Source organism: Flavobacterium sp. (genome assembly GCF_043722275.1).
Classification (GTDB): Bacteria; Bacteroidota; Bacteroidia; order Flavobacteriales; family Flavobacteriaceae; genus Flavobacterium.
In genome coordinates, this window is record NZ_JAYSPC010000044.1 from 1 (window position 1) to 24,528 (window position 24,528).

Below are 24,528 nucleotides of genomic sequence, written 5' to 3' on the forward strand. Positions count from 1 at the left end.
TCGATTTTTCCTGAAAAGCTCACTTTTGACGGAATAGAGTGTCGAACCACAAGAATCAATGAAGCACTTAGGGTTATGCTCTTATTTTACAAGGGTTTCGATAGTAAAAAAAAAGGGACAAATCAGCTGTTTTCTGATTTGTCCCAAGATGTGACCACGGTGGGATTTGAACCCACACGCCCTTACGAGCACCACCCCCTCAAGATGGCAAGTCTACCGTTTCTCCACGTGGCCTAAATAAAAAAAGGTCAAGTAAATTAATACTCGACCTTTTGTGACCCGACTGGGGCTCGAACCCAGGACCCCATCATTAAAAGTGATGTGCTCTACCAACTGAGCTATCGAGTCATATTCTTTCCTTGAATGCGGGTGCAAATATAAGGAGTTATTTTTGATATTTGCAAGCTTATTTATTATAAATTTGTCTTTTTTTAATCAAAATTTACAACGCCTTAATTTATAGGTTCTTATTAAAATGAAAAAGATTATATTATTAGGATATATGGGTTGCGGAAAGTCAACAATTGCCCAAAACTTGTCAAAAATTACAAATATTCCGTTTCTGGATTTAGATAATTGTATCGAAAAAAAAGCAAATTTGTCCATAAATGAGATTTTTCAGCGATTTGGAGAAATCCATTTTAGAAAATTAGAGCACGAAATGTTTCTTGAATTACTTCAATCTTCAGAAAATACCATAATAGGTTTAGGCGGAGGAACGCCTTGTTATGCCAATAATCATGAATTGTTGCAAAGAGAGGATGTTACTTCGATCTATTTAAAGGCTTCGATAGATACTTTATATAACAGATTAATTCATAATAAAAGCAAACGCCCGTTGATCGCTAATATGAATGAAGAAGAAATGAGAGAATTTATCGCGAAACATTTATTCGACAGAAGTTTTTATTATCACCACGCGCAACATAAAGTTTCGGTTGATGAGAAAGCTGTCGAAGAAACGGTTCAGGATATTTTAGAACTCTTAGCTTAAAAAAGCATAATTGTCCCCATTGTCATCAAAAACAACCTGAACATGTTCCAGTAAAGATGTAGAAAGTGAGATTCCTTTAAAATCTGCCTTTACAGGGTATTTTTTATGATTTCTGTCTACAAGTACTGCTGTTTTGAATTTTTTTAACGGAACGTCTAGGAAATGACGAACAGCATAGATTAGGGTAGTACCTGAATTTAAGACATCATCAACAAGAACTAATCCTTTGTTTTCGTATTCTTCTTTTGTTAAAGAGGTTTGTATTGGCAATTGAGGATTTTGTTTGTCGACCTTAACTTCGCAAAGCGAAACTTTTAACGTTGATATTGTATTTAAGGCCTCAGCAAGTTTTTGAGCAAAAATAGATCCGTTAGAAGCAATTCCGGCAATTACAACTTCTTCTTCATCAACAAACGTCTCGTATATTTGATAAGCGATACGTTTTATTTTATGTTCGATTTCCTGATTCGTTAAGATGATGTTTTTGCTCATGATTTATTTTTTTTGCTAATATAATTAATTTAAATTCCAATATTAAAAATCCAAAATTCAAATTTTAAATAGAAATTTCAATAATGAAAATCCAAATTCCAATGTTGAGGTTTTGATTTTAGATCTTTTATAAAGTTAGGGTTTTATTATCGGGATTTAGGTTTTCGATTAATTCTGAATTTTAAAATTTAAAAATTGGAACTTTATTCTGTTTCCTTTTCCTCAACAATATCATTACCATATTCATCAATATCTCTTCTGTCTTTTTTAGTTGGTCGTCCCGTACCGGTTTTACGATAATGTTCTTTGGATAGTTTTAATAATTCTAAATGAGCATAAGCTTCGGGAGAAGTTTCGTTTTTTCTGTAGATATCCACAAGTTTTGCACCTACACGACTTTCCGGAATGTCGAGTACGGTGATAATTTGCGTAATCTGATCTTTTCTAAAAGTAATTTTATCACTGGGAAAAACTTCTTTAGAGGGTTTGGCAACCTGCCCATTTACTGTAATGTGGTTCTTTTTGCAAGCCTCAGTAACCATATTTCTGGTTTTGTAATAACGCACACACCATAAGTATTTATCTATTCGCATAATTTTTCTAAATTCAAAGTTAAATTCTTTACAAAAATAAATCAATATTGTATCTTGCGCACTTAAAAAATTAACAATAATGAATAAATTTAAATATTATTTTATTTTATTGCTTGCCGGCATTTCTTTGGTTTCTTGTAATAAAAGTGATGATGATGTGGTGACCGTTCCTTTAAGAGATTATACGGTACAATATAAAGCAGATAATGATTCTATTGAAAAATATTTAAAAACCAATTATATCACTGTTACAAATGAACCCGGAACTCCGCAGGATCAGGATGTAGTGATTAAAAAAATAGTTGCCGGGGATGGAAATGTTTCTATTTGGGATCAGGGAACTTATAAATTAACATCAAGAGATGTTTATAGTAATGATGTTACCTATAAAGTCTATTATTTAATTTTAAGAGAAGGAACGGGAAGTGCTCCTACAAATACAGATAAAATTGTTGCTGCTTATTCAGGTAATTTATTAAACAATACAATTTTTGATACTTCAAATGGGTACGGTGTTCCTTTTAATTTATTTCCATATTCTGCTGAGGGCAATACTGTAATAGAAGGATGGTCAGAGATTTTTCCTAAATTTAAAACAGGAACTTCATCTACAAATTCCGGAAGTGGTGTTATTACTTATAGTGATTTTGGTGCAGGAGTTATGTTTTTGCCTTCAGGGTTGGCATATTATGGTGCAGGTAGTGGTGCTATCCCAGCTTATAATTGTGTAGTTTTTAGCTTTAAACTATTTGATCTTCAGAGAATGGATAACGAATATAGTATTTCAACAACAACAGGGGCAAGAGTTCTCATTGGTGATGGTGTTCCTGATTATTTAGAAGATAATAATGGTGATGGTTATTTATATGATTTTAGAGATACGGTAAAATATCCACATCCACCTGGTGATTTAGTTGATGATACAGATAAGGATGGTATTGCTGATTTTGTAGATTTTGATGATGATGGTGATGGTTTTACTACCAGATTTGAAATAACAAAACCAAGTAATCAGATTGGTATAGGAACATTAGATGGTGCAATCTTTAATTATGGTTCAAGATTATATTATCCTTGGGATGCTATTTTGACAGATGATCCATCAACTCCAAATACAGATGAGAGAGAGCCAAGAGGAATTCCAAGAAAACCAAGTGGTGCACTAACAGATCCTACTAAACCGGAATCTGCTACTAATCCAAAGAAATATGTAGAAGATGATTATACAACTGCACCAAGATTGAGGATTCATTTGGATAATTCATTCCCGGTAAAACAAAATTAAATTTTTAGTTATTATAAAAAAAACTCGAAAGTGATTTCGAGGTTTTTTTATGGTTTGTTTTTATCGTTCAGGTTAATCCTTTATAAAGAATTATGGTGTATGCTGCTGGGTAGAAAGATCCTTGTCAAAATAAGAATTACAGATTGCTGTATAAAAGAAAACCTCGAAATCACTTTCGAGGTTTTTAGTATAAAGTAAGAAAATTTTAAAATTATTTTCTTTTGATAACTCTTTCTACAGCTTCAACAATCGCCTGATTGTTTAATTTGTATTTTTCCATTAATTGCTCAGGAGTTCCAGATTCACCAAAACTATCATTTACGGCAACAAATTCTTGCGGAGCAGGAGTATTTAAAGCTAATACTCTTGAAATACTTTCTCCAAGACCTCCAAGAATGTTATGCTCTTCGGCAGTTACAACACATTTTGTTTTAGCTAATGATTTTAGAATCGCTTCTTCGTCAAGAGGTTTGATAGTGTGAATGTTGATTACTTCGGCAGAAATTCCTTTAGCTTCTAAAGCTTCAGCAGCAATAAGAGCTTCCCAAACTAAATGTCCTGTTGCAATAATTGTAACATCAGTTCCTTCGCTTAATAAAATTGCTTTTCCAATTACGAAAGGCTCATCAGCTGGCATAAAGTTAGGTACTACCGGACGGCCAAAACGTAAATAAGCAGGACCATGATGATCTGCTAATGCTAATGTTGCAGCTTTAGTTTGGTTGTAATCACAAGTGTTGATTACAGTCATTCCAGGTAACATTTTCATTAAACCAATATCTTCTAAGATTTGGTGAGTTGCTCCATCTTCACCAAGTGTTAAACCGGCGTGAGAAGCACAAATTTTTACATTTTTATCAGAATAAGCAACTGATTGACGAATTTGATCGTAAACTCTTCCGGTAGAAAAGTTAGCGAAAGTTCCTGTAAAAGGAATTTTTCCTCCAATTGTTAAACCTGCAGCAATTCCAATCATATTTGCTTCTGCAATACCAATTTGGAAAAAACGCTCCGGGTGATTTTTCTTAAAATCATCAAATTTTAATGATCCAATTAAATCAGCACAAAGTGCTACTACTTTTTCGTTTTTTTGACCTAATTCAGTCATTCCTGCTCCAAAACCAGAACGGGTATCTTTACTTCCTGTATTTTCGTATTTTTTCATTGTTTGTTTTTTGAGGTGCTAAGTTGCTTAGTAACTAAGGTTCTGAGTATAAAAACTGAAAACTGTTACTGAAAACTGAACACTTTTTAATAGTCGATTTGATCTGCTGAATAGTTCTGAGCTAAAGCACTCGCTAACTGATCGTTGTTAGGTGCTTTACCATGCCATGCATGAGTATGCATCATGAAATCAACTCCATTACCCATTTCAGTATGTAATAAAATACAAACCGGTTTTCCTTTTCCTGTTCTTGATTTAGCATCATTTAATCCTGCAATGATTGCATCGATGTTGTTTCCTTCAGTAACTTCTAAAACATCCCAGTCAAAAGCTTCAAATTTAGCACGAATGCTTCCCATTGCTAAAACTTCGTCAGTTGTTCCATCGATTTGTTTTCCGTTAAGATCGATAGTTGCAATAAGGTTGTCTACTTTTTTAGCAGAAGCATACATGATAGCTTCCCAGTTTTGACCTTCTTGTAATTCGCCGTCTCCGTGTAAAGTATAAATTAAATGATTATCGCCATTTAATTTTTTAGCCTGAGCAGCTCCAATACCTACAGATAAACCTTGTCCTAATGAACCAGAAGCTATACGAACTCCAGGTAATCCTTCGTGAGTTGTTGGGTGTCCTTGTAAACGTGAATTTAATAATCTAAAAGTGGCAAGTTCTGAAACAGGGAAATAACCGCTACGTGCTAATACGCTATAAAATACAGGAGAAATATGACCATTTGAAAGGAAGAAAATATCTTCTCCAATTCCGTCCATATCAAAACCTTCTTTGCGCTCCATAATGTTTTGGTATAGAGTTACCAAAAATTCAGTACAACCTAGTGAACCACCTGGGTGACCTGAGTTGACAGCATGTACCATTCGAAGAATATCTCTTCTTACTTGGATAGTTAAATCGCTTAATTGTTGTGTGTTAGGCTTCATTTTATGTGTAAAAGTTAAACTGGTGCAAAAGTAATTTTTATTTTGCGGGCTGACAAATGATTTTTCGCTTTAGTTTGTTGCAATTGTTAAATTTTTCTATCTTTTTTTACACATGTTATAAAAAAACTCCAAATCTGGTATATAAAAGTTTGCCACAGATTAAAAAGGATTAAATTGATTTAAAAAAATCAGTACTAATCTTTTAATCTGTGGCAAAAAATAAATCTTAAATAAGTGGAATACTTATTAGTATCGCTTAATTGTTATCTCCTTCGCTGTAGAAATTGTTTTCTTCATCTTCAGATCCTATTTCTTCTTCTGCATCGTCTAGTTCTGAACCTGGAATATCTAAATCGTTCCCAAGTTTGTCACTGTTTTGTTTCCATTCGTTATTGTTGCTTTCAGGATTTATTGTTCTTTCTCCCGAAATTCCTTCAGGATCAATGTCTTCCAGTTTGTCTTCGTTGGTATAAATATCTTCGGATGCCGGATAATCTAATTCTTCCAGATTTCTTTCGATTTGATCTTCGTTTATTTGATCTTTATTTATTTGGTTTTGATCGTCTGAATTTATCATGATTTCTCTTTTTAATAGTGTTCTATAAAATTAGAAAATCTATAATTGTTAACTGTTATAGTTTTCGAATCAGAAAGTTGTAGTATTCACATTGTTTTAAATTAAAATCTCAATTTAAAATTCCAGATCGCAGATTAAAGCAGATTTTATTTTGTTGGTGTTTATAAAGTGGCTTTGCTTTGCGGGGGGCTTCGACTCCGCTCAGCCTGACAATTTGGACTCCGCTCAGCCTGACAATTTGGGCTTCGCTCAGCCTGATATTTGGAGTCCTCTCATCCTGACAATTTAGGCTTCGCTCATCCTGACAATTTGGACTCGGCTCAGCCTGACAATCCGACTCAGCTCAACCTGACAATATTTTGGGTTTTTGATCTTGACAATATTGTGGCTTCGACTTCGCTCAGCCTGACAATTCTGCTCAGCCTGACAACTTTTGTTGGTTTATCAAATTTAGAAATTTGTGATGAAAACGTCACGTCTTTTTTTGCGTTAGGGATGGGAGCGGCATCGCCCGATTTAGAAAAACAAGGCTTTTTAGCCGTAGTTTTTGTTAATTGGGAATATAGCGGACAGCCCGACCTTTAGGGAACGCCCAAAAACTTAAATTTCAATTTTTTAAAATCCCAAATTCCAAAACCTATTTGTTTCAAGTTTCCGGTTTTTATTGTTTCAGGTTTCAAGTTGATTAGGCATCATTATCTAATTTTCTAATTGACAAATTAACTAATTAAAATTTCCTCAAATTAGCCTATCTTTGCCGACTGAAAAAAGAAACAGATGAAGTTTGATTTATTACAAAAAGATCCGCAATCTAAAGCAAGAGCGGGAAGTATTACTACAGATCACGGCGTAATTGAAACGCCTATTTTTATGCCTGTTGGTACCGTTGCATCTGTAAAAGGTGTACACCAACGTGAGTTGAAAGAGGATATTAATCCGGATATTATTCTGGGAAATACATACCATTTATATTTACGTCCGCAAACCGAGATTCTTGAAAAAGCGGGTGGATTGCATAAATTTATGAATTGGGATCGTAATATTTTGACTGATTCTGGTGGATATCAGGTTTATTCTCTTTCGAATAATCGAAAAATTAAGGAAGAAGGAGTTAAGTTTAAATCGCATATTGATGGTTCATATCACTTTTTTTCACCAGAAAGTGTAATGGAAATTCAGCGTACAATTGGGGCTGATATTATCATGGCTTTTGACGAATGTACGCCTTATCCTTGCGATTACAGGTATGCGCAGCGCTCGATGCATATGACGCACCGCTGGTTAGATCGTTGTATTGGTCATCTTGATAAATTGCCTTTTAAATACGGATATGAGCAAACGTTTTTCCCGATTGCTCAGGGAAGTACGTATAAAGATTTACGTCAGCAATCTGCTGAATATATTGCTAATTCAGGTCAGCAAGGAAACGCAATTGGTGGATTATCTGTAGGGGAACCTGCTGAGGAAATGTACGCAATGACCGAGGTTGTTTGTGAGATTTTGCCGGAAGATAAACCGCGTTATTTGATGGGAGTGGGAACTCCAATTAATATTTTAGAAAATATTGCGTTAGGTATTGATATGTTCGATTGTGTTATGCCAACTCGTAATGCCAGAAATGGTATGTTGTTTACGGCAAACGGAACGATTAATATCAAGAACAAAAAGTGGGAAGATGATTTTTCGCCAATTGACGAAATGGGACATACTTTTGTGGATACGGATTATACTAAAGCATATTTACGCCACTTATTTGCTGCAAACGAATATTTAGGAAAACAAATTGCAACGATTCATAATCTTGGTTTCTATATGTGGTTGGTTCGTGAAGCCAGAAAACATATCTTAGCAGGAGATTTTAGACCATGGAAAGAAATGATGGTTAAAAATATGGACCAAAGACTATAAGAAGTTTCAAGTTTTTTAGTTTCAAGTTTCAAGTTGCTCTTAGTAACCTGAAAACTTGAAATGTGAAACCTGAAACAACAAAAACAAAAACAAATCTATGTTAACGATAATAGATAAGTATATTTTAAAAAGATATTTAGCCACTTTCTCGGTGATGATTTTATTATTTATTCCGATTGGGATTGTAATTGACGTCTCTGAAAAGGTGAATAAAATGTTGGAAAACGAGATTCCTTTTACGGCGATTGCGTTCTATTATTACAATTTTACAATTTATTTTGCAAATTCCCTTTTTCCGATATTTTTGTTTTTATCTGTAATTTGGTTTACGTCGAAACTGGCAAATAATACAGAGATTATTGCAATTTTAAGTTCAGGTATTTCATTTACACGTTTTTTGCGTCCTTATATTATAGGTGCTTCGATCGTTTCGGTTTTTGTGCTTTTAATGGGGTTTTTCATCGTTCCCGCTGCTAGTGAAGGTTTCAATAATTTTAGGTATACATATTTAAAAGGTAACGGAAAAGTTGAGATGCGGGGTAATAATACTAACGTTTACAGACAGCTGAATGACAATGATTTTATCTTTGTAAATAGCTTTAATGAAGAATCTAAAACGGCTTTTAATTTTACGCTCGAACATTTTGAAAAAGATATATTGACCTATAAAATTACAGCAAGCCGTATAAAATGGGACCCGAAAAAAAAGACTTATATTTTGTATGATTATACAAAAAGAACGCTTGGGGAATTGAATGATGTAATTGAAAAAGTACCTGAAAAAAATGTTCCTTTCAAATTTGAATTGGCAGATTTAACTCCGGTGGTCTATATTGCAGAAACACTTCCGTTAGGAAAATTAATTGATTTTATTGATAAGGAACGTAAAAGAGGTTCAGGAAATATCAATACTTATTTAGTAGTACTTTATAAAAAATATAGTGTTCCGGTTTCGGCTTTTATTCTTACGATTATTGCGGTTGCGGTTTCGGCTATGAAACGCCGTGGAGGTATGGGAACAAATCTTGCCATAGGAATTGCAATTGCGTTTTCATTTGTGTTTTTTGATAAAATATTTGGTACTCTTGCCGAAAAATCTACTTTCTCACCTTTATTAGCTGTTTGGTTCCCGAATATTGTTTTTGGAATTCTGGCAGTTTACTTATTACGTAATGCGAAACGATAATTTAAAAAGTTACCTAAACCTTCATTTAATTGTTTTTATATGGGGTTTTACAGCAATTCTTGGCGCTTTAATTACTATTGATGCCGAAAATTTAGTGTGGTTCAGAATGCTTCTTGCCGGACTTTTTCTGGCTGGTTTTATTGTATATAAAAAGCAATCTTTTGTAATTTCAGCCAAATCTTTTGCCAAATTAATTTTTGTGGGATTGTTGATTGCACTTCACTGGATTTTCTTTTTTAAGGCAATTCATGTTTCTAATGTTTCTATCACACTTTCTATATTTTCGTTAGGCGCTTTTTTCGCGTCTTTATTAGAACCACTTTTTTACGGAAGAAAGATTTTATGGTATGAGGTTTTCTTTGGATTAATTATCATCGCCGGTTTAGCTTTGATTATGCAAGTTGAAGTGAAATACCTGCACGGAATGTATTATGCATTGGCGTCGATTATTCTTGGAGTTTTGTTTACTTTGATGAATGGGAAACTAATTTCAGATCATGAACCGTCTGTAATTACCTTTTATGAGTTTGGCGCAGGAGTTTTTTTTATTACAATTTACTTTTTAGTACAAGGAAAATTCAATGCTGATTTCTTTACAATGTCTTTAAATAACTGGATTTTATTACTGGTTTTAGCTTCGGTTTGTACTGCTTATGCTTTCACGGCATCTGTAAAAGTTATGCAGAAATTAACTCCGTATACGGTGATGTTAACGACTAATTTAGAGCCTGTTTACGGAATTATGCTGGCTTATTTTATTCTGGGCGGAAAAGAGAAAATGAGCACAGAATTTTATATTGGCGCCTTGATAATTGTGATTACAGTAATCTTAAACGGCGTTTTTAAACATTATAAAAACAAGAAAGAAGTGTAATCTTTTACTTATTTTTAAATTACATTTTTATATTTTAAATACGATTTATCGACACCAATGATATAATATTTTTATATTTGCGGTTCGATTTACAAACAAAATTCAAAAATCCATGGAATATTTAGATTTTGAGCTTCCAATAAAAGAACTTGAAGAACAGTTACAAAAGTGTGTTATAATTGGGAAAGAATCTGATGTTGATGTAACACCAACCTGCAAGGAAATCAACAAAAAATTAGAACAAACTAAGAAAGATATATACAAAAACCTTACAGCCTGGCAACGAGTTCAGCTTTCAAGGCATCCAAACAGACCTTATACTTTAGATTATATCAGAGCAATTTGCGGTGATACTTTTCTTGAACTTCATGGAGACAGAGGTTTTAAAGATGATAAAGCGATGGTTGGCGGATTAGGAAAAGTAAACGGTCAGTCGTTTATGATTGTTGGTCAGCAAAAAGGTTTTAATACAAAAACACGTCAGTACCGTAATTTTGGTATGGCAAATCCTGAAGGATATCGTAAAGCTTTGCGTTTGATGAAAATGGCAGAGAAATTCGGGATTCCCGTTTTAACTTTAGTAGATACTCCGGGTGCATATCCAGGACTTGAAGCCGAAGAAAGAGGACAGGGTGAAGCTATTGCCAGAAACATTTTTGAAATGGTTCGTTTAAAAGTGCCTATTATCACCATTATTGTTGGTGAAGGTGCTTCAGGAGGAGCTTTAGGAATAGGTGTTGGTGATAAAGTATATATGTTAGAAAATACATGGTACTCTGTAATATCACCAGAATCATGTTCGTCTATTTTATGGAAAAGCTGGGAGTATAAAGAACGTGCTGCCGATGCTTTAAAATTGACTTCATCTGATATGAAAAGACAAAAATTAGTTGATGATGTTATCCCAGAACCATTAGGTGGAGCACACTATGATCGTGAAACTACTTTTAAAACAGTGGCAGAATATATTACCAAAGGATATAACGAATTGAAAGACTTATCAACAGTTGACTTAATTGCCCAAAGAATGGACAAGTACAGTCAAATGGGTGAGTATAAGGAGTAAATTCTTACAGGAATGTTTAAGATCCGAAGCCTTACAGTTTCGGATTTTTTTTTGGTTATGAACAAAAAAATCTTATTTATAAACAATTAATAGTTATAACTAGATAGCAATTTTTTTTTAAATTTTGCTACTTTCGCTATATGGAAAATTTCAAAAATGTAAATCCTGTAAAGGTAGATAAAACCACAATTATTAATTTAGAAAAAGGAAAACTTCCTCCACAAGTACTTGATTTAGAAGAAGCTGTGCTTGGGGCGATGATGATTGATAAAAAAGGGGTAGATGATGTAATTGACATTTTACAAGCCGATGCATTTTATAAAGATGCACATAAATTTATATTCGAAGCCATCGTTCAGCTTTTTACAGAAACGCAGCCAATTGACTTGTTGACTGTTTCGGCACAATTAAAGAAAAACGGAAAATTAGATTTAGTTGGCGGTGATTTTTATTTAATTCAGCTAACACAAAAAATAGCATCTTCGGCGCATATTGAATTTCACTCTCGTATCATTCTTCAAAAGTTTATTCAAAGAAGTTTGATTAGAATTTCTTCGGAAATAATTGAAGCGTCTTATGATGAAACTACAGATGTATTTGATTTGCTTGATCAGGCCGAATCGAAATTATACGAAGTTACACAAGGAAATATAAAGCGTAGTTCTGAAACGGCTCAGAGTTTAGTACTTCAGGCGAAAAAACGTATCGAAGAAATTGCAAAGCAAGAAGGTTTAAGTGGTGTTGAAACCGGTTTTACTAATCTTGACAAATTGACTTCCGGATGGCAGCCTTCGGATTTAATTATTATAGCGGCGAGACCTGCGATGGGAAAAACGGCGTTTGTACTTTCAATGGCAAGAAATATTGCTATTGATTTTGGACATCCGGTTGCATTATTTTCTCTGGAGATGGCCTCGGTTCAGTTAATTACAAGGTTGATTTCATCTGAAACAGGATTGTCATCTGAGAAATTACGTACCGGTAAATTAGAACCTCACGAATGGACAATGTTGAGTACTAAAGTAAAAAACTTAGAAAAAGCCCCGTTGTTTATTGATGATACGCCGTCACTTTCGATTTTTGATTTAAGAGCAAAATGTCGTCGTTTAGTTTCTCAACACGGTATTAAAATTATTATTGTGGATTATTTGCAATTAATGACTGCCGGAGGAAATGGTAAAGGTGGAGGAAATCGTGAGCAGGAGATTTCTACAATTTCCCGAAACTTAAAGGCTTTGGCAAAAGAGCTAAACGTTCCGGTAATTGCACTTTCGCAGTTATCGCGTGCCGTTGAAACGCGTGGATCAAGCAAACGTCCGTTACTATCGGATCTTCGTGAATCCGGAGCGATTGAGCAGGATGCTGATATTGTATCGTTTTTATACCGACCTGAATATTATAAAATTGATGAATGGGATGATGATGAAGCTTCGCCAACAGCAGGGCAGGCCGAAATTATGATTGCAAAACACCGTAATGGTGGGATCGAAAACGTTCGTTTGAAATTTATAGGACACTTGGGGAAATTTGATAACCTTGACGATTTCTCAGGTAATTATGACGATTTACCATCAAAAATGAATCATGAGGAAAATCCATTCATAACTAAAAATCTGCCATCGGCTAATGAAGCTTTTGGAAGTAATTTAAATGACGATGATGACGACAGCGATGTCCCATTTTAATAAAACAATTAAGCCTCATTATGAGGCTTTTTTTTATGGCATTAATGTTAATTTTCTGATAAAATTCAGTAGTTTAGCTGAACAATTGTCTAACACAATTACATATTAACTTTTAACCCAAAAACAAATTTAAATTATGTCAGAAGAAAGAAATTTAGGATCAGTTGAAGTCGGTCTAACACAGGCTAAAGTATGGGTAGATAAATATCGTAAAGCTCCGGCAGAAAATGAAGAAGGCAAAAATAAAACAAGTGCTTATTTAATTCCTTTAGAAACATTAAAACTTGTACTAGATCAGGATATTGATGCTGTTCGTGCTTACAAAGGTATTAATAATGCGGGTGAGCAGGTTTTATTATTCGTTGGTACTAAATTAGATAAAGCTACAGGTATTTACAGAGATGTATTTAAACCAGGAAATGAGGTAGAAAACGACGAAGTTGTTTATGATGCTACTCGTCCGTGTCCTCCAAACGGAGATCCTGAAAGTCCACTTTAACAAAACTACATGTTGTATTTGTTCTTTACATATTTTGGTTATTTAGTTTTAATAATCAATTTTATATTATATTCTAAAGGCTTTTCCAAATTTGGAAAAGCCTTTCAGACTTATAATTATTATCTTTTTTTATTAGTGATCGTACAGTTTGCAATGGAGGTGCTGGTTTTGTTTAAGATAAATAACCTCTATTTGATTCATTTTTACTTTATTGGTCAGTTTATTTTATTAGGGCTTTTTTATAAAAATCTTTTAGAAAATAATCCTTTTCAAAAAAAAATAGTAACTATTTCAATATATTCAGGTTTATTAGTATTAGCGGTTCAGTATTTATTTGAACCTGAGTTGTTTTTTAAATTTAATTTACTTGAAATTGTAGTAACATCATTGTTAGTTGTTTTTTTTGCACTTATCTATTTATATAATATGCTTTTAAATACTAAAAAGTACTATTATATCACGGTGGGGCTAATTATTTATTTATTAGCAAGTACTGTATTATTTCTTGTAGGTAATTTGACAATTGATTTAAGTAATGACTTTAAACTTATAACCTGGAATCTAAATGCCTTTTTTGTGCTTGTGAATCAGTTATTTATTTTATATGAATGGAAAGTGAGTTTTAAAACTAATAAAACAATTAACGAGACGATATGAGTGGAACTCCCGTTTACGAAAAAGAAATTGTTGCTATAATTCTTTACACGTCATGTTTTTTTATGGTTGTGGCAATTTTTTTAGTTGCATTTTTTTATTTCTCCAGAAAAAAAATTATTCAGAAAGAATTAGAAAAGCGTGATCTTGAAATTCATCTTCAAAAGGAACAATTGCACGCCGTTATTGTTGCGCAGGAAGAAGAACGAAAGCGAATAGCCCAGGATCTACATGATGATATTAGTTCTAAACTTAATATTGTTTCATTAAATACTCATTTACTTTCTGCTCCAAATTTAACGGATGACGAAACACAGGAAATTACAGGAAACATTATTAATCTAACAGCAAAGGCTTTGGAAAATTCCCGGAAAATAGCCCATAATTTATTGCCGCCGGTTTTTGAAAAATTTGGATTTAATGCCGGTGTTGAAGAATTATGTGATGAATTTGAAAGCAGTAAATCTGTCAAAGTTCATTATAAAAATGAAATTGATTTTGATCAAAAGGAGATTGACCGTCATTTGCATATTTTTAGGGTTTTACAGGAATTAATGAATAACTCTTTGCGTCACGGAAAAGCATCTGAAATCTGGATCAAATTTAAAAATGAAAACGGAATAAATAGTTGTATTTATGAAGATAACGGAGTAGGATTTAATATCGAAAACGCTGAAAATCAAAAAGGATTAGGAATGAAAAATATAGATAGCAGAATTTCATTTTTAAACGGAACTTTGAAAATTGACTCTCAAATTGGTAAAGGAATCCAGGTAATTTTTACGTTTTAAGTTAAAATATAAAAATAAACACGTTTTTTAACCAATATATTAAGATTCTTAGATCATTTTTCATTTCATATTTTGTAATTTCGGCATACCAAACGACCAAAATCAAATAAAATGAGCGCCGCTATTAAAATTGCTTTAGTCGATGATGAAGTTTTATTCCGGAAAGGAATTTCTTTTTTGTTGCAAAGAGAAGATAATATCGATATTATTTTTGAAGCATCTAACGGAGAGGAACTCCTTTCTAATTTAAATGACATTGAAATCAAACCTGATATTATTGTGATGGATTTGAAAATGCCTATTTTAAATGGAGTAGAAGCTACAAAAATCATCCGGAAATCATATCCCGACATTAAAATAATTGCTTTAACAAGTTATGATACAAAATCATTTATTGCGAATATGATTCAGGTGGGTGCTGTTGCTTACCTAATTAAGAATACAACTCCAAAAGATCTTATTCATACTATTAATCAAGTAGCAAGAAAAGGATTTCATTATAACGAAAATGTTCTAAAAACGATTCAGGAAACCATTATTTCGACTAAAAATTCTAAAGGAAATTTAGAAACAGGTTTTCTTTCCCAACGTGAAATAGAAATTCTCCAACTTATTTGCCAGCAAAAAACGACTTCAGAAATTGCAGAACATCTTTATTTAAGTCCCAGAACAGTCGAAGGACATCGTAACAATTTATTGCTAAAAACAGAATCCAGAAACATTGCGGGTTTGGTTGTATATGCAATTCAAAACGAAATTGCTGTATTGACAATTTAAATTTAGCTCGTTAAAAATTGAATTGATAAAACATAGTATAAAATAATACTTAGTACAAGTAGACATAATCCTATCTTTCGCATCATATTAAACCCCTTTGGTTGGTTATTATCATCATTAAACTTCATGGTCTTTGGTTTTACATTGATTAGATTGATGATCTGGGATAGCAAATGTAACAAAAATATATTTTTGATAAATACGTGTTTCTACGTGATTTTGATAAAATATCAAATTTTTTTATTTAACGTTTCTTAGGTTATAAAAGACAAGTATCTATTGTGTTTTTTAATGCTTCCTTTATATCTTTACTAAAATAATTTTTCTAATGAATAAGAGTTTAGTTTATATTTTAATATTCCTACTTTCATTAACTGCAAAAGCTTCGTTTATCTTAATTCCGATGGACGAAACCACACAACAAAATCATCTAAAAGCATACGGAATAACCTATTGGTGTTTGAGTAAAGATTATAAGGCAAGCTGGTTATTGAACTATCGCGGAGGATCATTTTTACTTCCGGATGCAGACGAAATTCGTAGGGAATGTAAAATTCGCGGTGTTAGTTTTGAAATAATTTCAGATAGTGAAGAAGCTTCAATTTTAGACGAAATTTCAAGTCCGTCACAAAATATGGAATCTGTTATATTAGTGAAAGCACCTAAAATTGCAGTTTATACTCCAAAAGGGAAACAGCCGTGGGATGATGCTGTGACATTAGTTTTAACTTATGCCGAAATTCCTTTCACTCCAATTTATGATGAGGAAGTTTTAAGTGATCAATTATTACTTTATGATTGGCTGCATTTACATCATGAGGATTTTACCGGACAATACGGAAAGTTTTTTGCTGCATACAAGAATACGCCTTGGTATATAGAACAAAAAAAGGATGCAGAAGCCCTTGCCACTAAATTAGGATATAGCAAAGTATCTGAGGAAAAAGGCGCAGTTGCAAAAAAAATCAGGGACTTTGTTATTGGAGGCGGATTTATGTTTGCAATGTGTTCTGCAACAGATAGTTTTGATATTGCCCTTTCGGCAGATGGTGTAGATATTTGCGAGGCTATGTTTGATGGCGATGCAAGTGAATCAAATTATCAATCAAAATTAAAGTATGAAAACTCATTTGCCTTTAAAAACTTTACACTTGAAAGAAGGCCTGAAGTTTATGAGTTTTCGGATATAGATATGACAACAAAACGCAGAATTCCAATGGAGAAAGATTATTTTTCATTAATGGAATTTTCAGCTAAATGGGATCCAATTCCTAGCATGTTATGTCAAAACCACACACAATTAGTAAAAGGTTTTATGGGACAAACCACTTCGTTTGATACCGCATTAATAAAGTCAAATGTATTGATAATGGGAACTTGTGAACTTAATGGAGAATCCAGATATATTCATGGTGAAAAAGGAAAAGGAATGTTTACTTTTTTTGGAGGTCATGATCCTGAAGATTTTCAACATCAGGTTGGAGATCCTCCCACAGTTTTAGATTTACACCCAAATTCTCCGGGTTATCGTTTGATTTTAAACAATGTTTTATTTCCTGCGGCTAAAAAGAAGAAATTAAAAACATAATTAGTTCATAGAAAATTCAAACCATATAGGAATATGGTCAGATATTCTTCGGGCTTCTTTTAAGGAATTGAAATTTTCATAAAACGGAAGTATTCCTGAATGAATATAAACCAAAGAAGCTGCTTTATAAAAAATATTATCAAATTCAGATGCAAGACAGTTATCGTTTTTGCATTGCTGTTTTAATGTGGTTTTCTGATCTTGTAAAATAGGAGAGTAGCCCATTTTTTTCAACGGATTAAAGACTGTATGTGATTGCGGACAATTAAAATCCCCTAAAAAGACCAAATTTAAAGCAGGATATTCAAGTGGTAAAAACTTGAAATATTTGATTTCGGTTTCAGGCTGTTTGGTTTTTGTTATCGCGTGAAAATTAACTAAAGTTATAGTCTTTTTATTAATTTCAAATGTGCCAAAATAAGGTTCACGATCAATTTCTAAATGATATTTTTTTTCCAGCCACGCATTTCCTTTGAGTTTGACTCTGCTTGTTTTCCAAATAAAAGCATAACGTTCCGTTTTGTAACTGCTGCTGCTTGTAGGATCACTAATAATATAATCCCATTTTGCACCTTTTTGGTTCAATGCTAAAGCAAGTTTAGCGACCGCTTGAGCTCCGCCATATCCTGCAACAACTTCCTGAATTGCTACGATATCATAATTTAATATAGTATTGGCAATAAAATTTAATTCGGACTGAGATTTTGATTTTCCAAAGTTTTCCAAATTCCAGGAAAGGATTTTGGTTTGCGAAAAAGTGAAACTGGTGTAGAATAAGAGAACAAAGCTTAAAATATTTTTCATGCTGTATTTATAAGATCAAATATAAGCATTTCAAAATTTTAAGAATTTTTAAATACTCTTCAAATCTATATTTTTGAAATATTTTTTTAAGAAGAGATTTGTTTTTTTAAACAAAACAGATTTAATGTTTTTTATATCTGTTTTTTAATGCAGTTCCTATAATAATAATTTGCAATACCAGAAGAGCAGGAATAAAGATAATTTTCCAATCAACTTCAAGCCATCCTGTTTTTTCAGAAACAAATGCAAAGCTTAATGATAAAAAAAGACAGAGTAACATTGTTTTCATGATAATTTTATTTTTGGTTGTACTAATTTTTAAGATGAAATTTTGCCGTAAATCTTTCTCAGAACTAAGTTTATATTTAGTTTTCATTCTAATTATTAATAGATTTGGGACAAATATAGATTTATAAAAAAGCATTTCCTTACGGGAAGCCGTAAAAGGGTTATATAATTTACACCAGACCAAAATCTTTAGCAATTGCTATCAAGTGAACATTATTATTTGCCTTAAAGTAAATTTTCAATTTATTGATTCGTTTTTCGATACTGCTTGTTCCGTTTGGAGTAATTGACGACGATTTAAATTCACTTGAAATATTTTCTAATATATAACCTTGCGCTAAAAGTTTTAAAATAGAGATATCATACGATTCAATCTCAATTAGCGACTTATCGTTAAAATTAAAAGATAAGTCTGATGAAAGTATTTTTTCTTCATTTCTAAAAGTTCCCTCAATTGCTTTTCTTAATTCAGAAATGCTATTTCTTCCTTTAGAAACATACGCATTAATGCCTAAATCATAAAATAGGGATTTGATGCGATAGGATTTATCTTCAATAGAAAATACTATCTTTTTTAATTTAGGCTGAACCCCGTTTGCTGATTCAATAAGTTCTTCTCCACTGGAAAGATTGATGTCGCGATGATCTGATTTAAAAGACAAATCACTTATTAATAAATCATAAGGTTCGTTGTCTAGCAAAGCCTTTTTAATTTTTAACAATCCGTCATCACAATATTTTACGTGATGAATTGTAGGAATATTTAAGTCTTCAAGTACTTGAATCACTGCAATACTTATGCTGTCTAAATCTTCGGCAACTAAAACTTTTTTGAACATGTTGTTGTGTTTATATAGGAATTGAGAATGTTAATCTAAATCCTTTTTCTGAATTATTGTCAAAAATAATATTTCCATTTATAGTTTTAATACGGTTTTCCACATTTTGTAATCCATTTTTTAAAATTGTAGTCTTCTTATTAGTTCCAATCCCGTTATCGTTATAAACTACAGTTAATTTATTTTTATCTTTTTTAAAATTAATGCTTACTAAAGTCGCCTGACTATGGTTTTTCATGTTTGAAAATAATTCCTGAAGCACCCTGTGAAGGATGATTTTTTTATTTTTTTCAACTTTATTCCAGGATATTAAATCAAAACCATTTAATATAATATTGATATCTGCTGTTTTAAAACCGGATATCATTTCTTTTAGTGCAATGTTGAAATTTTCATCTGTGGCGATCAGGCTATTTTCTTTAGAAAGATTTCGTGTTTTTGAATAAATAGTATCTAAATTATTTAATAATTCTTCTTTATTTTCTTCTTTTTCCAGGTCAGTGTTTTCAGTAAAAGTAAGTGTATGATAAACATCATCAGCAAGTTCATCACTTAATTTTTTGGAAATTCTTATTTCACTTTCAAGAATAGCTTTATTTTTTTCCTTTCTCCCTTTTATTGTTAAATGCAAATAGAGAAATAAACTTATAGCAGTTGTAAAGAAAATAATAATATATAAAATAGTATTTCTATTTTTCTGCTTTTCTAACTCTAGTTCATTTTCAATTTTTTGAACTTTAAGTTGTAGGTTTTCAGCTTTATCAATTCCAGATTCATATTTAATTCTTGAAAATTCATTTTTCGCTTTTTGTCTTGCAGAAGTGAGACTATCTGCGATTTTAATAAAGTCTAATGAATATCTTTTTAGTTCATTTCCTTCGCTTTTTTCTATTAATTTAGCTAAGCCAACAATCTTATAGATAGCTGCATTTGTGATGCACGCACTTTTATATGCTTTTTTTGCATATATTTTTGATAATTTTTGATCAGTTTTAGAATATAGTAATGACAGAGTATTGTAAGTTCCAATTAATCCATACTGATCATTTTGTTCGAGTTTAATTTTTAAACTTTTATTTAAACAATCGACGGCTTTAGGATTTCCGAGTTTGTAATAGCAATATCCTAAATTATCTAATAAAAGAGAATAATTATTATCCGTTTTTCTAGGATCGTTTTCATGTTTTATTTTTTTAGCAGTTAATGGAATCAATATTTTCGAGGCTTTGTTAAATTTTTCCTGACTGAGATAGATCAGGATAATATCATTTAAAATTACTGATTTTTTATATGATGTTTTGTGCCAGTTTTAATGCTTTAAGATGATAAAGGATAGAACTTTTATAATCGAAACTATAGTAATAATTGTATGCTATTAACGTGTAAACATTGTAAGCATATTCAGGGTTCCTGATATTTTTTAAATAAGGAAGTGTTTTTGTTAATGTTTCTTCAGAAGCAAAATAATCACTGTTGTTTTTTTGAATATTTGCGATACAGGAAAGGGCATACACATAATTTTCTGCATGGTCTTTTTTGGGTTCACAAAGTAATATAGCTTGATTAAAATAAAAGTAAGCACTATCATTTCTCCCTTTATTTAAAAAGAAATCACCTTTCTTTACAAAATTTTTAATTTCTGATGTGTGGCTTTTCCAGATGATTTTCTTTTCAGTTTTCTTTTCACATGATTGCATGAAAAAGAAACTTATCAGAATAAAAAAGAGAATTTTTATCTGTAAGTGATTTTTTAAACAGGTTTCATAAAGCTTTAATTTCTTTTTCATTCTTATAAAGTCAACTTAATAAAAACTTTAAAACCCATATCAAGCAGGGAAGCTTTGGTAAAATACACGTAACTACTATCCTTATAACCATTGTCCCAGAGGTTGTATGCATTTTTTATAAGGTTTTTAATTTTAGCTGAATTATCTTTTGCTTTGGCTTTTCTGAGGTTTGATTTATACAAAAATGTAATAAAAATAAAAATCCGGTTAATAGTATTGAAAGGAATACAATCAGGTATTTAAAAAAAAATCTGTTTTTAAAAGAATCAAATTGCTCTTTCATTAAAAAGGAAATTTAATAAAGACTTTAAAACCTTTTCCCGGACCAGAATCAATATCAATTTCTCCTTTGATGCTTAAAATTCTGTTTTCAACATTATGCAATCCATTCTTAAATGCAATGTCATTTATATCGATTCCATATCCGTTATCAGAATAATTAATAATTATATTTTTATTTAAGGTTTTAAAATTGATCTCCACCAATGAAGCGCTACTGTGTTTTTTCATATTTACAAGAAGTTCCTGCAAAACCCTGTAAATAGTAATTTGAGTATTTTCTTCTATTGTAGTCCAGATAATAGTATCTAATCCATTTATTGTAAGATTAGTATTTGGAGTATTAAAGCCGGCGATCATTTCAGTTAAAACCCAAACGTAATTTTCATCGGTAATAATTGTAGTGTTTTCTTTAGAAATGTCCCTTGTTCGGGAATATATAGCATCTAGATTAGTTAGTAATTGTTCTCTATTTTCTGGAATCGACAGATTTTTATTTTCTGCAAATGCCATTGTGTGGTAAATGTCATTGGCAAGTTCATCATGCAGTTTTTTTGCAATTCGGGTTTCACTATTATATGTAGCCTCAATTTTTTCCTTATTTCCCCTTGAAGTCAAATAAAAATAAAGAACCAATATTAAGCTCAAACTAAATACAATAATAATATACGAAATGATATTTCTATTTTTTTGCCTTTCCAGTTGTAGTTCGTTTTCTGCTTTATGAGTTTTAAGTTTTAAATTTTCATCTCGGTCTTTTTTAGAATCATATTTAATTTTAGCAAATTGATTCTTTGCCTTTTGTCTTACTTCAAATATGCTATCAACAAGATTTACATATATAATAGAGTGTTTTTTTAGTTCCTGATTTGAACTGTTTTCGATTATGAGCTTCAATGCACATAACCTTTCATCGACATTGTTTATGATACTAAATTGTTTATAACTCAAAAGCATATATTTTTTTGCCAAAGCAGAATTGCTTTTTTTATAAAATTTAGCGAAATGAATATAGCTTTTCCCTAAATCAAAAGGTCTTTTTTCCTTTTGTCTTATCTTCAGACTTTGATTTAAATAAGATATTGCATTTTTTAAATCGTTTATTTTGAAATAACAGAAACCTATATTGTCTAATACTTTTGCATAAAACTCGTCATCACTTTTAACTTCCTGTTTGGTTATTAATGCAAGAAAAATTTTAAGAGACTCGGTATATTTTTCTTCTTCCATTAATATAACAGCAATATTATTTTTTGCGGCTAAGTTTCGCCACGATTCTGTTTTTAAGGTTAAGGCCTTTTGATTGTATAATATTGCATTTTTGTAGTCATAGGTGTTTAAGTAATTAAAGCTTAAAGTGACATACGTATTCCATGCAAGCTTTGGGGTTTTTAGATACTTTATGTATGGTAATGCTTCAATAATTGTAGATTCACTCCCAATAAAATCAGCATGATTTTGTTGAATAGCTGCCATATCGTTTATTGTACTAACGTAGTTTTCTGTATCTGTTATTGGGTTGCAAATAAATTTTACTTTATTGTAATAGAAAAAAGCACTGTCGGTTTTTTTGTTTTCGTTAAATAGATCTGCAATACTGATGAGTTTAACAACTTCTGCTTTTGTATTTATTGGTACAAGGTTAGATGCTTTCTTTTGACAAGAAGAAAAAATAAAGAATATAAAAATTATATATAAAGGAATGAATATTCTTTGTGGTATCATGCTCCAAAAGTATAGAATTTAAATACCTAAGAAAAGTAATAAAGACACTATTTATTATTTAAAAAATTAGTTCTGTTTCTTAATTCTAATTTGGAAATACAATAAAAAATGACCTTCTAATTTAGAAGATCATTTTCTACTTATTCTTTTAAAAGCGAGATCTTTACACAGCTCTCATTCCTGTTGATATCGCTAATCTGTTCCATGCGTTAATAGTTATTATAACTAAGATAATTTCAGCTAAATATTTGTCATCAAATAAACGAGCGGCGTTTTGGTAAACTTCGTCAGAAACATGATTGCTAATCATAGTAATTTCTTCTGTAAGGGCTAAAATTGCCTTTTCTTCTTCTGTATAAACATCAGCCTCGCGCCATACACTTAATAGATAAATACGTTTTTCGGTTTCACCATATTTTCTGGCATCAGCAGTATGCATATTAATACAAAAAGCACAACCATTTAACTGAGAAGCGCGAATTTTTATTAACTCTTTAAGACTTGGACTTAAGGAAGTTTTAGCGTTGTGTTTTTCTAAATTTACTAAAGCTTCATAAGCTTCCGGAGCAACATTTGGGATAACGATTCTTGGTTTCATTTTACTTGTTTTTTAAAGTGTGATACAAAGGTCAGCGATCTCTGTTTTAAAAAACTTGAAGTACTTCAAGAAATGAGATTAGATTTTTCCGGCTCTTATTTTACTCATAAATTCAGCAGAGAAATCGAGATAGGAGGCAAGCATATATTGCGGAACGCGCTGTACAAATTCCGGATAACGATCATTAAAGTGATGGTATCTTTCTTCTGCGGACATAGTAAACAAAAACTTAATCCTCATTTGAGCAGCACCAAATGACTTTTGTGCAACAATTCTAAAATAACGTTCCAGTTTCGGAATCTGAATAAGAATAGATTCTAATGTCTGTTTTTCTAAGGCAATAACTTCTGACTTCTCTACAGCTTGTATATAAAAATGAGACGGAATATGATTGTGGAAACTTAAGTAGTCAGTAATCCACCAATTTTCAATACCAAATTGTAATGTTTGTTCGCTGCCTTTTGAGTTAATAATATATTGTCTCAAACAACCTTTTGTTATAAAATATAGCGTGTTACAAATTTGACCTTCCTGTAACACAAGCTCTTTCTTTTTAATAGCAGACACATTCAGACACGATTTTAAAATATCGATTTCAGTAGATTCTAATGTTACTATTTTTTCAATATGTTGCAAAAGTGCTTTGTGCATGTTATTATCTATATTATATACAAATGTACTTTTTAAATTCTAACACCAAGTTATAGTTACAATTGAAATACATATAAAAGCAAAAAACCATTCGGGTTAACGAATGGTTTTTCTATGATAAGTAAGTAATCTAAATTGAGTTTATAAAACGTTTATTTTACTTTGTTAAGTATTGCTTTGAAAGCTTCAGGGTGATTCATCGCTAAATCTGCAAGAACTTTACGGTTCAATTCGATTCCGTTAGCTTTTACTTTCCCCATGAATTGAGAATAAGAGATTCCTTCCAATCTAGCTCCAGCGTTGATACGTTGAATCCATAAAGCACGGAAATTTCTTTTGTTTTGTTTTCTATCGCGGTAAGCGTAGCACATTGCTTTCTCTACTGCATTCTTAGCAACTGTCCAAACGTTTTTACGTCTACCAAAGAAACCTTTGGCTTGCTTCATTATTTTTTTTCTTCTTGCTCTTTTAGCAACTGAATTTAC

At 31.8% G+C, this 24,528-nt stretch carries 27 protein-coding genes and 2 tRNA genes; 13 read left to right on the forward strand and 16 right to left on the reverse strand.

What is annotated here, in order from left to right:
* Positions 1-151: 151 nt before the first annotated feature.
* Both ACHZDT_RS06175 and ACHZDT_RS06180 read right to left on the reverse strand, forming a co-directional pair.
* Positions 152-234: transfer RNA gene (locus tag ACHZDT_RS06175), tRNA-Leu, on the reverse strand.
* 41 nt (positions 235-275) lie between these two features.
* Positions 276-348: transfer RNA gene (locus ACHZDT_RS06180), tRNA-Lys, on the reverse strand.
* A gap of 127 nt (positions 349-475) precedes the next feature.
* Here ACHZDT_RS06180 and ACHZDT_RS06185 point away from each other — a divergent pair.
* Positions 476-994 carry a shikimate kinase gene (locus tag ACHZDT_RS06185; protein WP_394773760.1) on the forward strand — a complete coding sequence of 173 codons (519 nt, stop codon included), beginning with the start codon at positions 476-478 and terminating at the stop codon, positions 992-994.
* On the opposite strand, the gene ACHZDT_RS06190 is transcribed toward ACHZDT_RS06185, so the two are convergent.
* A complete protein-coding gene (locus ACHZDT_RS06190) occupies positions 986-1,486 on the reverse strand; it encodes a phosphoribosyltransferase domain-containing protein (RefSeq protein WP_394773761.1) in 501 nt (166 codons plus the stop codon). The two genes, ACHZDT_RS06185 and ACHZDT_RS06190, sit on opposite strands and share 9 nt — an antisense overlap.
* A 203-nt stretch (positions 1,487-1,689) precedes the next feature.
* Positions 1,690-2,079, reverse strand: coding sequence for an RNA-binding S4 domain-containing protein (locus ACHZDT_RS06195; RefSeq protein ID WP_394773762.1), 390 nt, complete (start codon positions 2,077-2,079; stop codon positions 1,690-1,692).
* Between the two features lie 79 nt (positions 2,080-2,158).
* Here ACHZDT_RS06195 and ACHZDT_RS06200 point away from each other — a divergent pair, with 79 nt between their 5' ends.
* Complete coding sequence (locus ACHZDT_RS06200; RefSeq protein WP_394773763.1) at positions 2,159-3,364, forward strand: FKBP-type peptidyl-prolyl cis-trans isomerase; 1,206 nt, start codon at positions 2,159-2,161, stop codon at positions 3,362-3,364.
* A 211-nt stretch (positions 3,365-3,575) separates the two neighbouring features.
* Here the strand turns inward: ACHZDT_RS06200 and ACHZDT_RS06205 are convergent, their stop codons facing one another.
* The 3 genes from ACHZDT_RS06205 to ACHZDT_RS06215 form a co-directional block, all read right to left on the reverse strand.
* On the reverse strand, positions 3,576-4,529 hold the full coding sequence (locus tag ACHZDT_RS06205) for a transketolase family protein (protein WP_394773764.1): 954 nt from the start codon (positions 4,527-4,529) through the stop codon (positions 3,576-3,578).
* Positions 4,530-4,615: 86 nt separating this feature from the next.
* Complete coding sequence (locus ACHZDT_RS06210) at positions 4,616-5,467, reverse strand: transketolase (protein ID WP_394773765.1); 852 nt, start codon at positions 5,465-5,467, stop codon at positions 4,616-4,618.
* Positions 5,468-5,723: 256 nt separating this feature from the next.
* Positions 5,724-6,044: a hypothetical protein gene (locus ACHZDT_RS06215; protein WP_394773766.1), complete on the reverse strand. Its 321-nt coding sequence runs from the start codon at positions 6,042-6,044 to the stop codon at positions 5,724-5,726.
* 261 nt (positions 6,045-6,305) lie between these two features.
* Here ACHZDT_RS06215 and ACHZDT_RS06220 point away from each other — a divergent pair, with 261 nt between their 5' ends.
* The 11 genes from ACHZDT_RS06220 to ACHZDT_RS06270 all read left to right on the forward strand — a co-directional run bounded on the left by ACHZDT_RS06220 (position 6,306) and on the right by ACHZDT_RS06270 (position 17,072).
* Positions 6,306-6,629, forward strand: a complete 324-nt coding sequence (locus ACHZDT_RS06220; RefSeq protein ID WP_394773767.1) for a hypothetical protein — start codon at positions 6,306-6,308, stop codon at positions 6,627-6,629.
* A gap of 192 nt (positions 6,630-6,821) precedes the next feature.
* The gene (tgt, locus tag ACHZDT_RS06225) at positions 6,822-7,952 is read left to right on the forward strand and encodes a tRNA guanosine(34) transglycosylase Tgt (protein ID WP_394773768.1); all 1,131 of its coding nucleotides are present in this window, start codon (positions 6,822-6,824) and stop codon (positions 7,950-7,952) included.
* 97 nt (positions 7,953-8,049) lie between these two features.
* On the forward strand, positions 8,050-9,138 hold the full coding sequence (locus ACHZDT_RS06230; protein ID WP_394773769.1) for an LptF/LptG family permease: 1,089 nt from the start codon (positions 8,050-8,052) through the stop codon (positions 9,136-9,138).
* Entirely contained in the window at positions 9,125-10,012 is an 888-nt protein-coding gene (locus tag ACHZDT_RS06235) for a DMT family transporter (RefSeq protein WP_394773770.1), read from the forward strand. The genes ACHZDT_RS06230 and ACHZDT_RS06235 overlap by 14 nt, the downstream gene beginning before the upstream one ends.
* Positions 10,013-10,124: 112 nt before the next feature.
* Positions 10,125-11,078 (forward strand): acetyl-CoA carboxylase carboxyltransferase subunit alpha, encoded by a 954-nt coding sequence (locus ACHZDT_RS06240; RefSeq protein ID WP_394773771.1) that lies wholly within the window; start codon positions 10,125-10,127, stop codon positions 11,076-11,078.
* Between the two features lie 140 nt (positions 11,079-11,218).
* Positions 11,219-12,763, forward strand: a complete 1,545-nt coding sequence (gene dnaB / locus ACHZDT_RS06245) for a replicative DNA helicase (RefSeq protein WP_394773772.1) — start codon at positions 11,219-11,221, stop codon at positions 12,761-12,763.
* Positions 12,764-12,899: 136 nt separating this feature from the next.
* Complete coding sequence (locus tag ACHZDT_RS06250) at positions 12,900-13,262, forward strand: hypothetical protein (RefSeq protein ID WP_394773773.1); 363 nt, start codon at positions 12,900-12,902, stop codon at positions 13,260-13,262.
* A 192-nt stretch (positions 13,263-13,454) separates the two neighbouring features.
* The gene (locus tag ACHZDT_RS06255) at positions 13,455-13,919 is read left to right on the forward strand and encodes a hypothetical protein (protein WP_394773774.1); all 465 of its coding nucleotides are present in this window, start codon (positions 13,455-13,457) and stop codon (positions 13,917-13,919) included.
* Complete coding sequence (locus ACHZDT_RS06260) at positions 13,916-14,707, forward strand: sensor histidine kinase (RefSeq protein ID WP_394773775.1); 792 nt, start codon at positions 13,916-13,918, stop codon at positions 14,705-14,707. The genes ACHZDT_RS06255 and ACHZDT_RS06260 overlap by 4 nt, the downstream gene beginning before the upstream one ends.
* Positions 14,708-14,818: 111 nt before the next feature.
* The gene (locus ACHZDT_RS06265; RefSeq protein WP_394773776.1) at positions 14,819-15,484 is read left to right on the forward strand and encodes a response regulator; all 666 of its coding nucleotides are present in this window, start codon (positions 14,819-14,821) and stop codon (positions 15,482-15,484) included.
* 328 nt (positions 15,485-15,812) lie between these two features.
* Entirely contained in the window at positions 15,813-17,072 is a 1,260-nt protein-coding gene (locus ACHZDT_RS06270) for an asparagine synthetase B (protein WP_394773777.1), read from the forward strand.
* On the opposite strand, the gene ACHZDT_RS06275 is transcribed toward ACHZDT_RS06270, so the two are convergent.
* From ACHZDT_RS06275 to rplT, 9 genes are all read right to left on the reverse strand, one after another.
* Positions 17,073-17,876 (reverse strand): endonuclease/exonuclease/phosphatase family protein, encoded by an 804-nt coding sequence (locus ACHZDT_RS06275; protein WP_394773778.1) that lies wholly within the window; start codon positions 17,874-17,876, stop codon positions 17,073-17,075.
* A 121-nt stretch (positions 17,877-17,997) separates the two neighbouring features.
* On the reverse strand, positions 17,998-18,165 hold the full coding sequence (locus ACHZDT_RS06280) for a hypothetical protein (RefSeq protein ID WP_157495921.1): 168 nt from the start codon (positions 18,163-18,165) through the stop codon (positions 17,998-18,000).
* Between the two features lie 169 nt (positions 18,166-18,334).
* On the reverse strand, positions 18,335-19,003 hold the full coding sequence (locus ACHZDT_RS06285) for a response regulator (protein WP_394773779.1): 669 nt from the start codon (positions 19,001-19,003) through the stop codon (positions 18,335-18,337).
* Between the two features lie 10 nt (positions 19,004-19,013).
* Positions 19,014-20,216 (reverse strand): sensor histidine kinase, encoded by a 1,203-nt coding sequence (locus ACHZDT_RS06290; RefSeq protein ID WP_394773780.1) that lies wholly within the window; start codon positions 20,214-20,216, stop codon positions 19,014-19,016.
* Positions 20,217-20,289: 73 nt separating this feature from the next.
* Positions 20,290-20,790 (reverse strand): hypothetical protein, encoded by a 501-nt coding sequence (locus tag ACHZDT_RS06295; protein ID WP_394773781.1) that lies wholly within the window; start codon positions 20,788-20,790, stop codon positions 20,290-20,292.
* Between the two features lie 282 nt (positions 20,791-21,072).
* Positions 21,073-22,794 carry a sensor histidine kinase gene (locus ACHZDT_RS06300; protein ID WP_394773782.1) on the reverse strand — a complete coding sequence of 574 codons (1,722 nt, stop codon included), beginning with the start codon at positions 22,792-22,794 and terminating at the stop codon, positions 21,073-21,075.
* 163 nt (positions 22,795-22,957) lie between these two features.
* Positions 22,958-23,392 carry a carboxymuconolactone decarboxylase family protein gene (locus ACHZDT_RS06305; protein WP_394773783.1) on the reverse strand — a complete coding sequence of 145 codons (435 nt, stop codon included), beginning with the start codon at positions 23,390-23,392 and terminating at the stop codon, positions 22,958-22,960.
* 78 nt (positions 23,393-23,470) lie between these two features.
* The gene (locus tag ACHZDT_RS06310; RefSeq protein ID WP_394773784.1) at positions 23,471-24,043 is read right to left on the reverse strand and encodes a Crp/Fnr family transcriptional regulator; all 573 of its coding nucleotides are present in this window, start codon (positions 24,041-24,043) and stop codon (positions 23,471-23,473) included.
* A gap of 152 nt (positions 24,044-24,195) precedes the next feature.
* Positions 24,196-24,528, reverse strand: a 333-nt coding sequence (gene rplT, locus ACHZDT_RS06315) for a 50S ribosomal protein L20 (RefSeq protein WP_394773785.1), incomplete at its 5' end; no start/stop codon positions are given.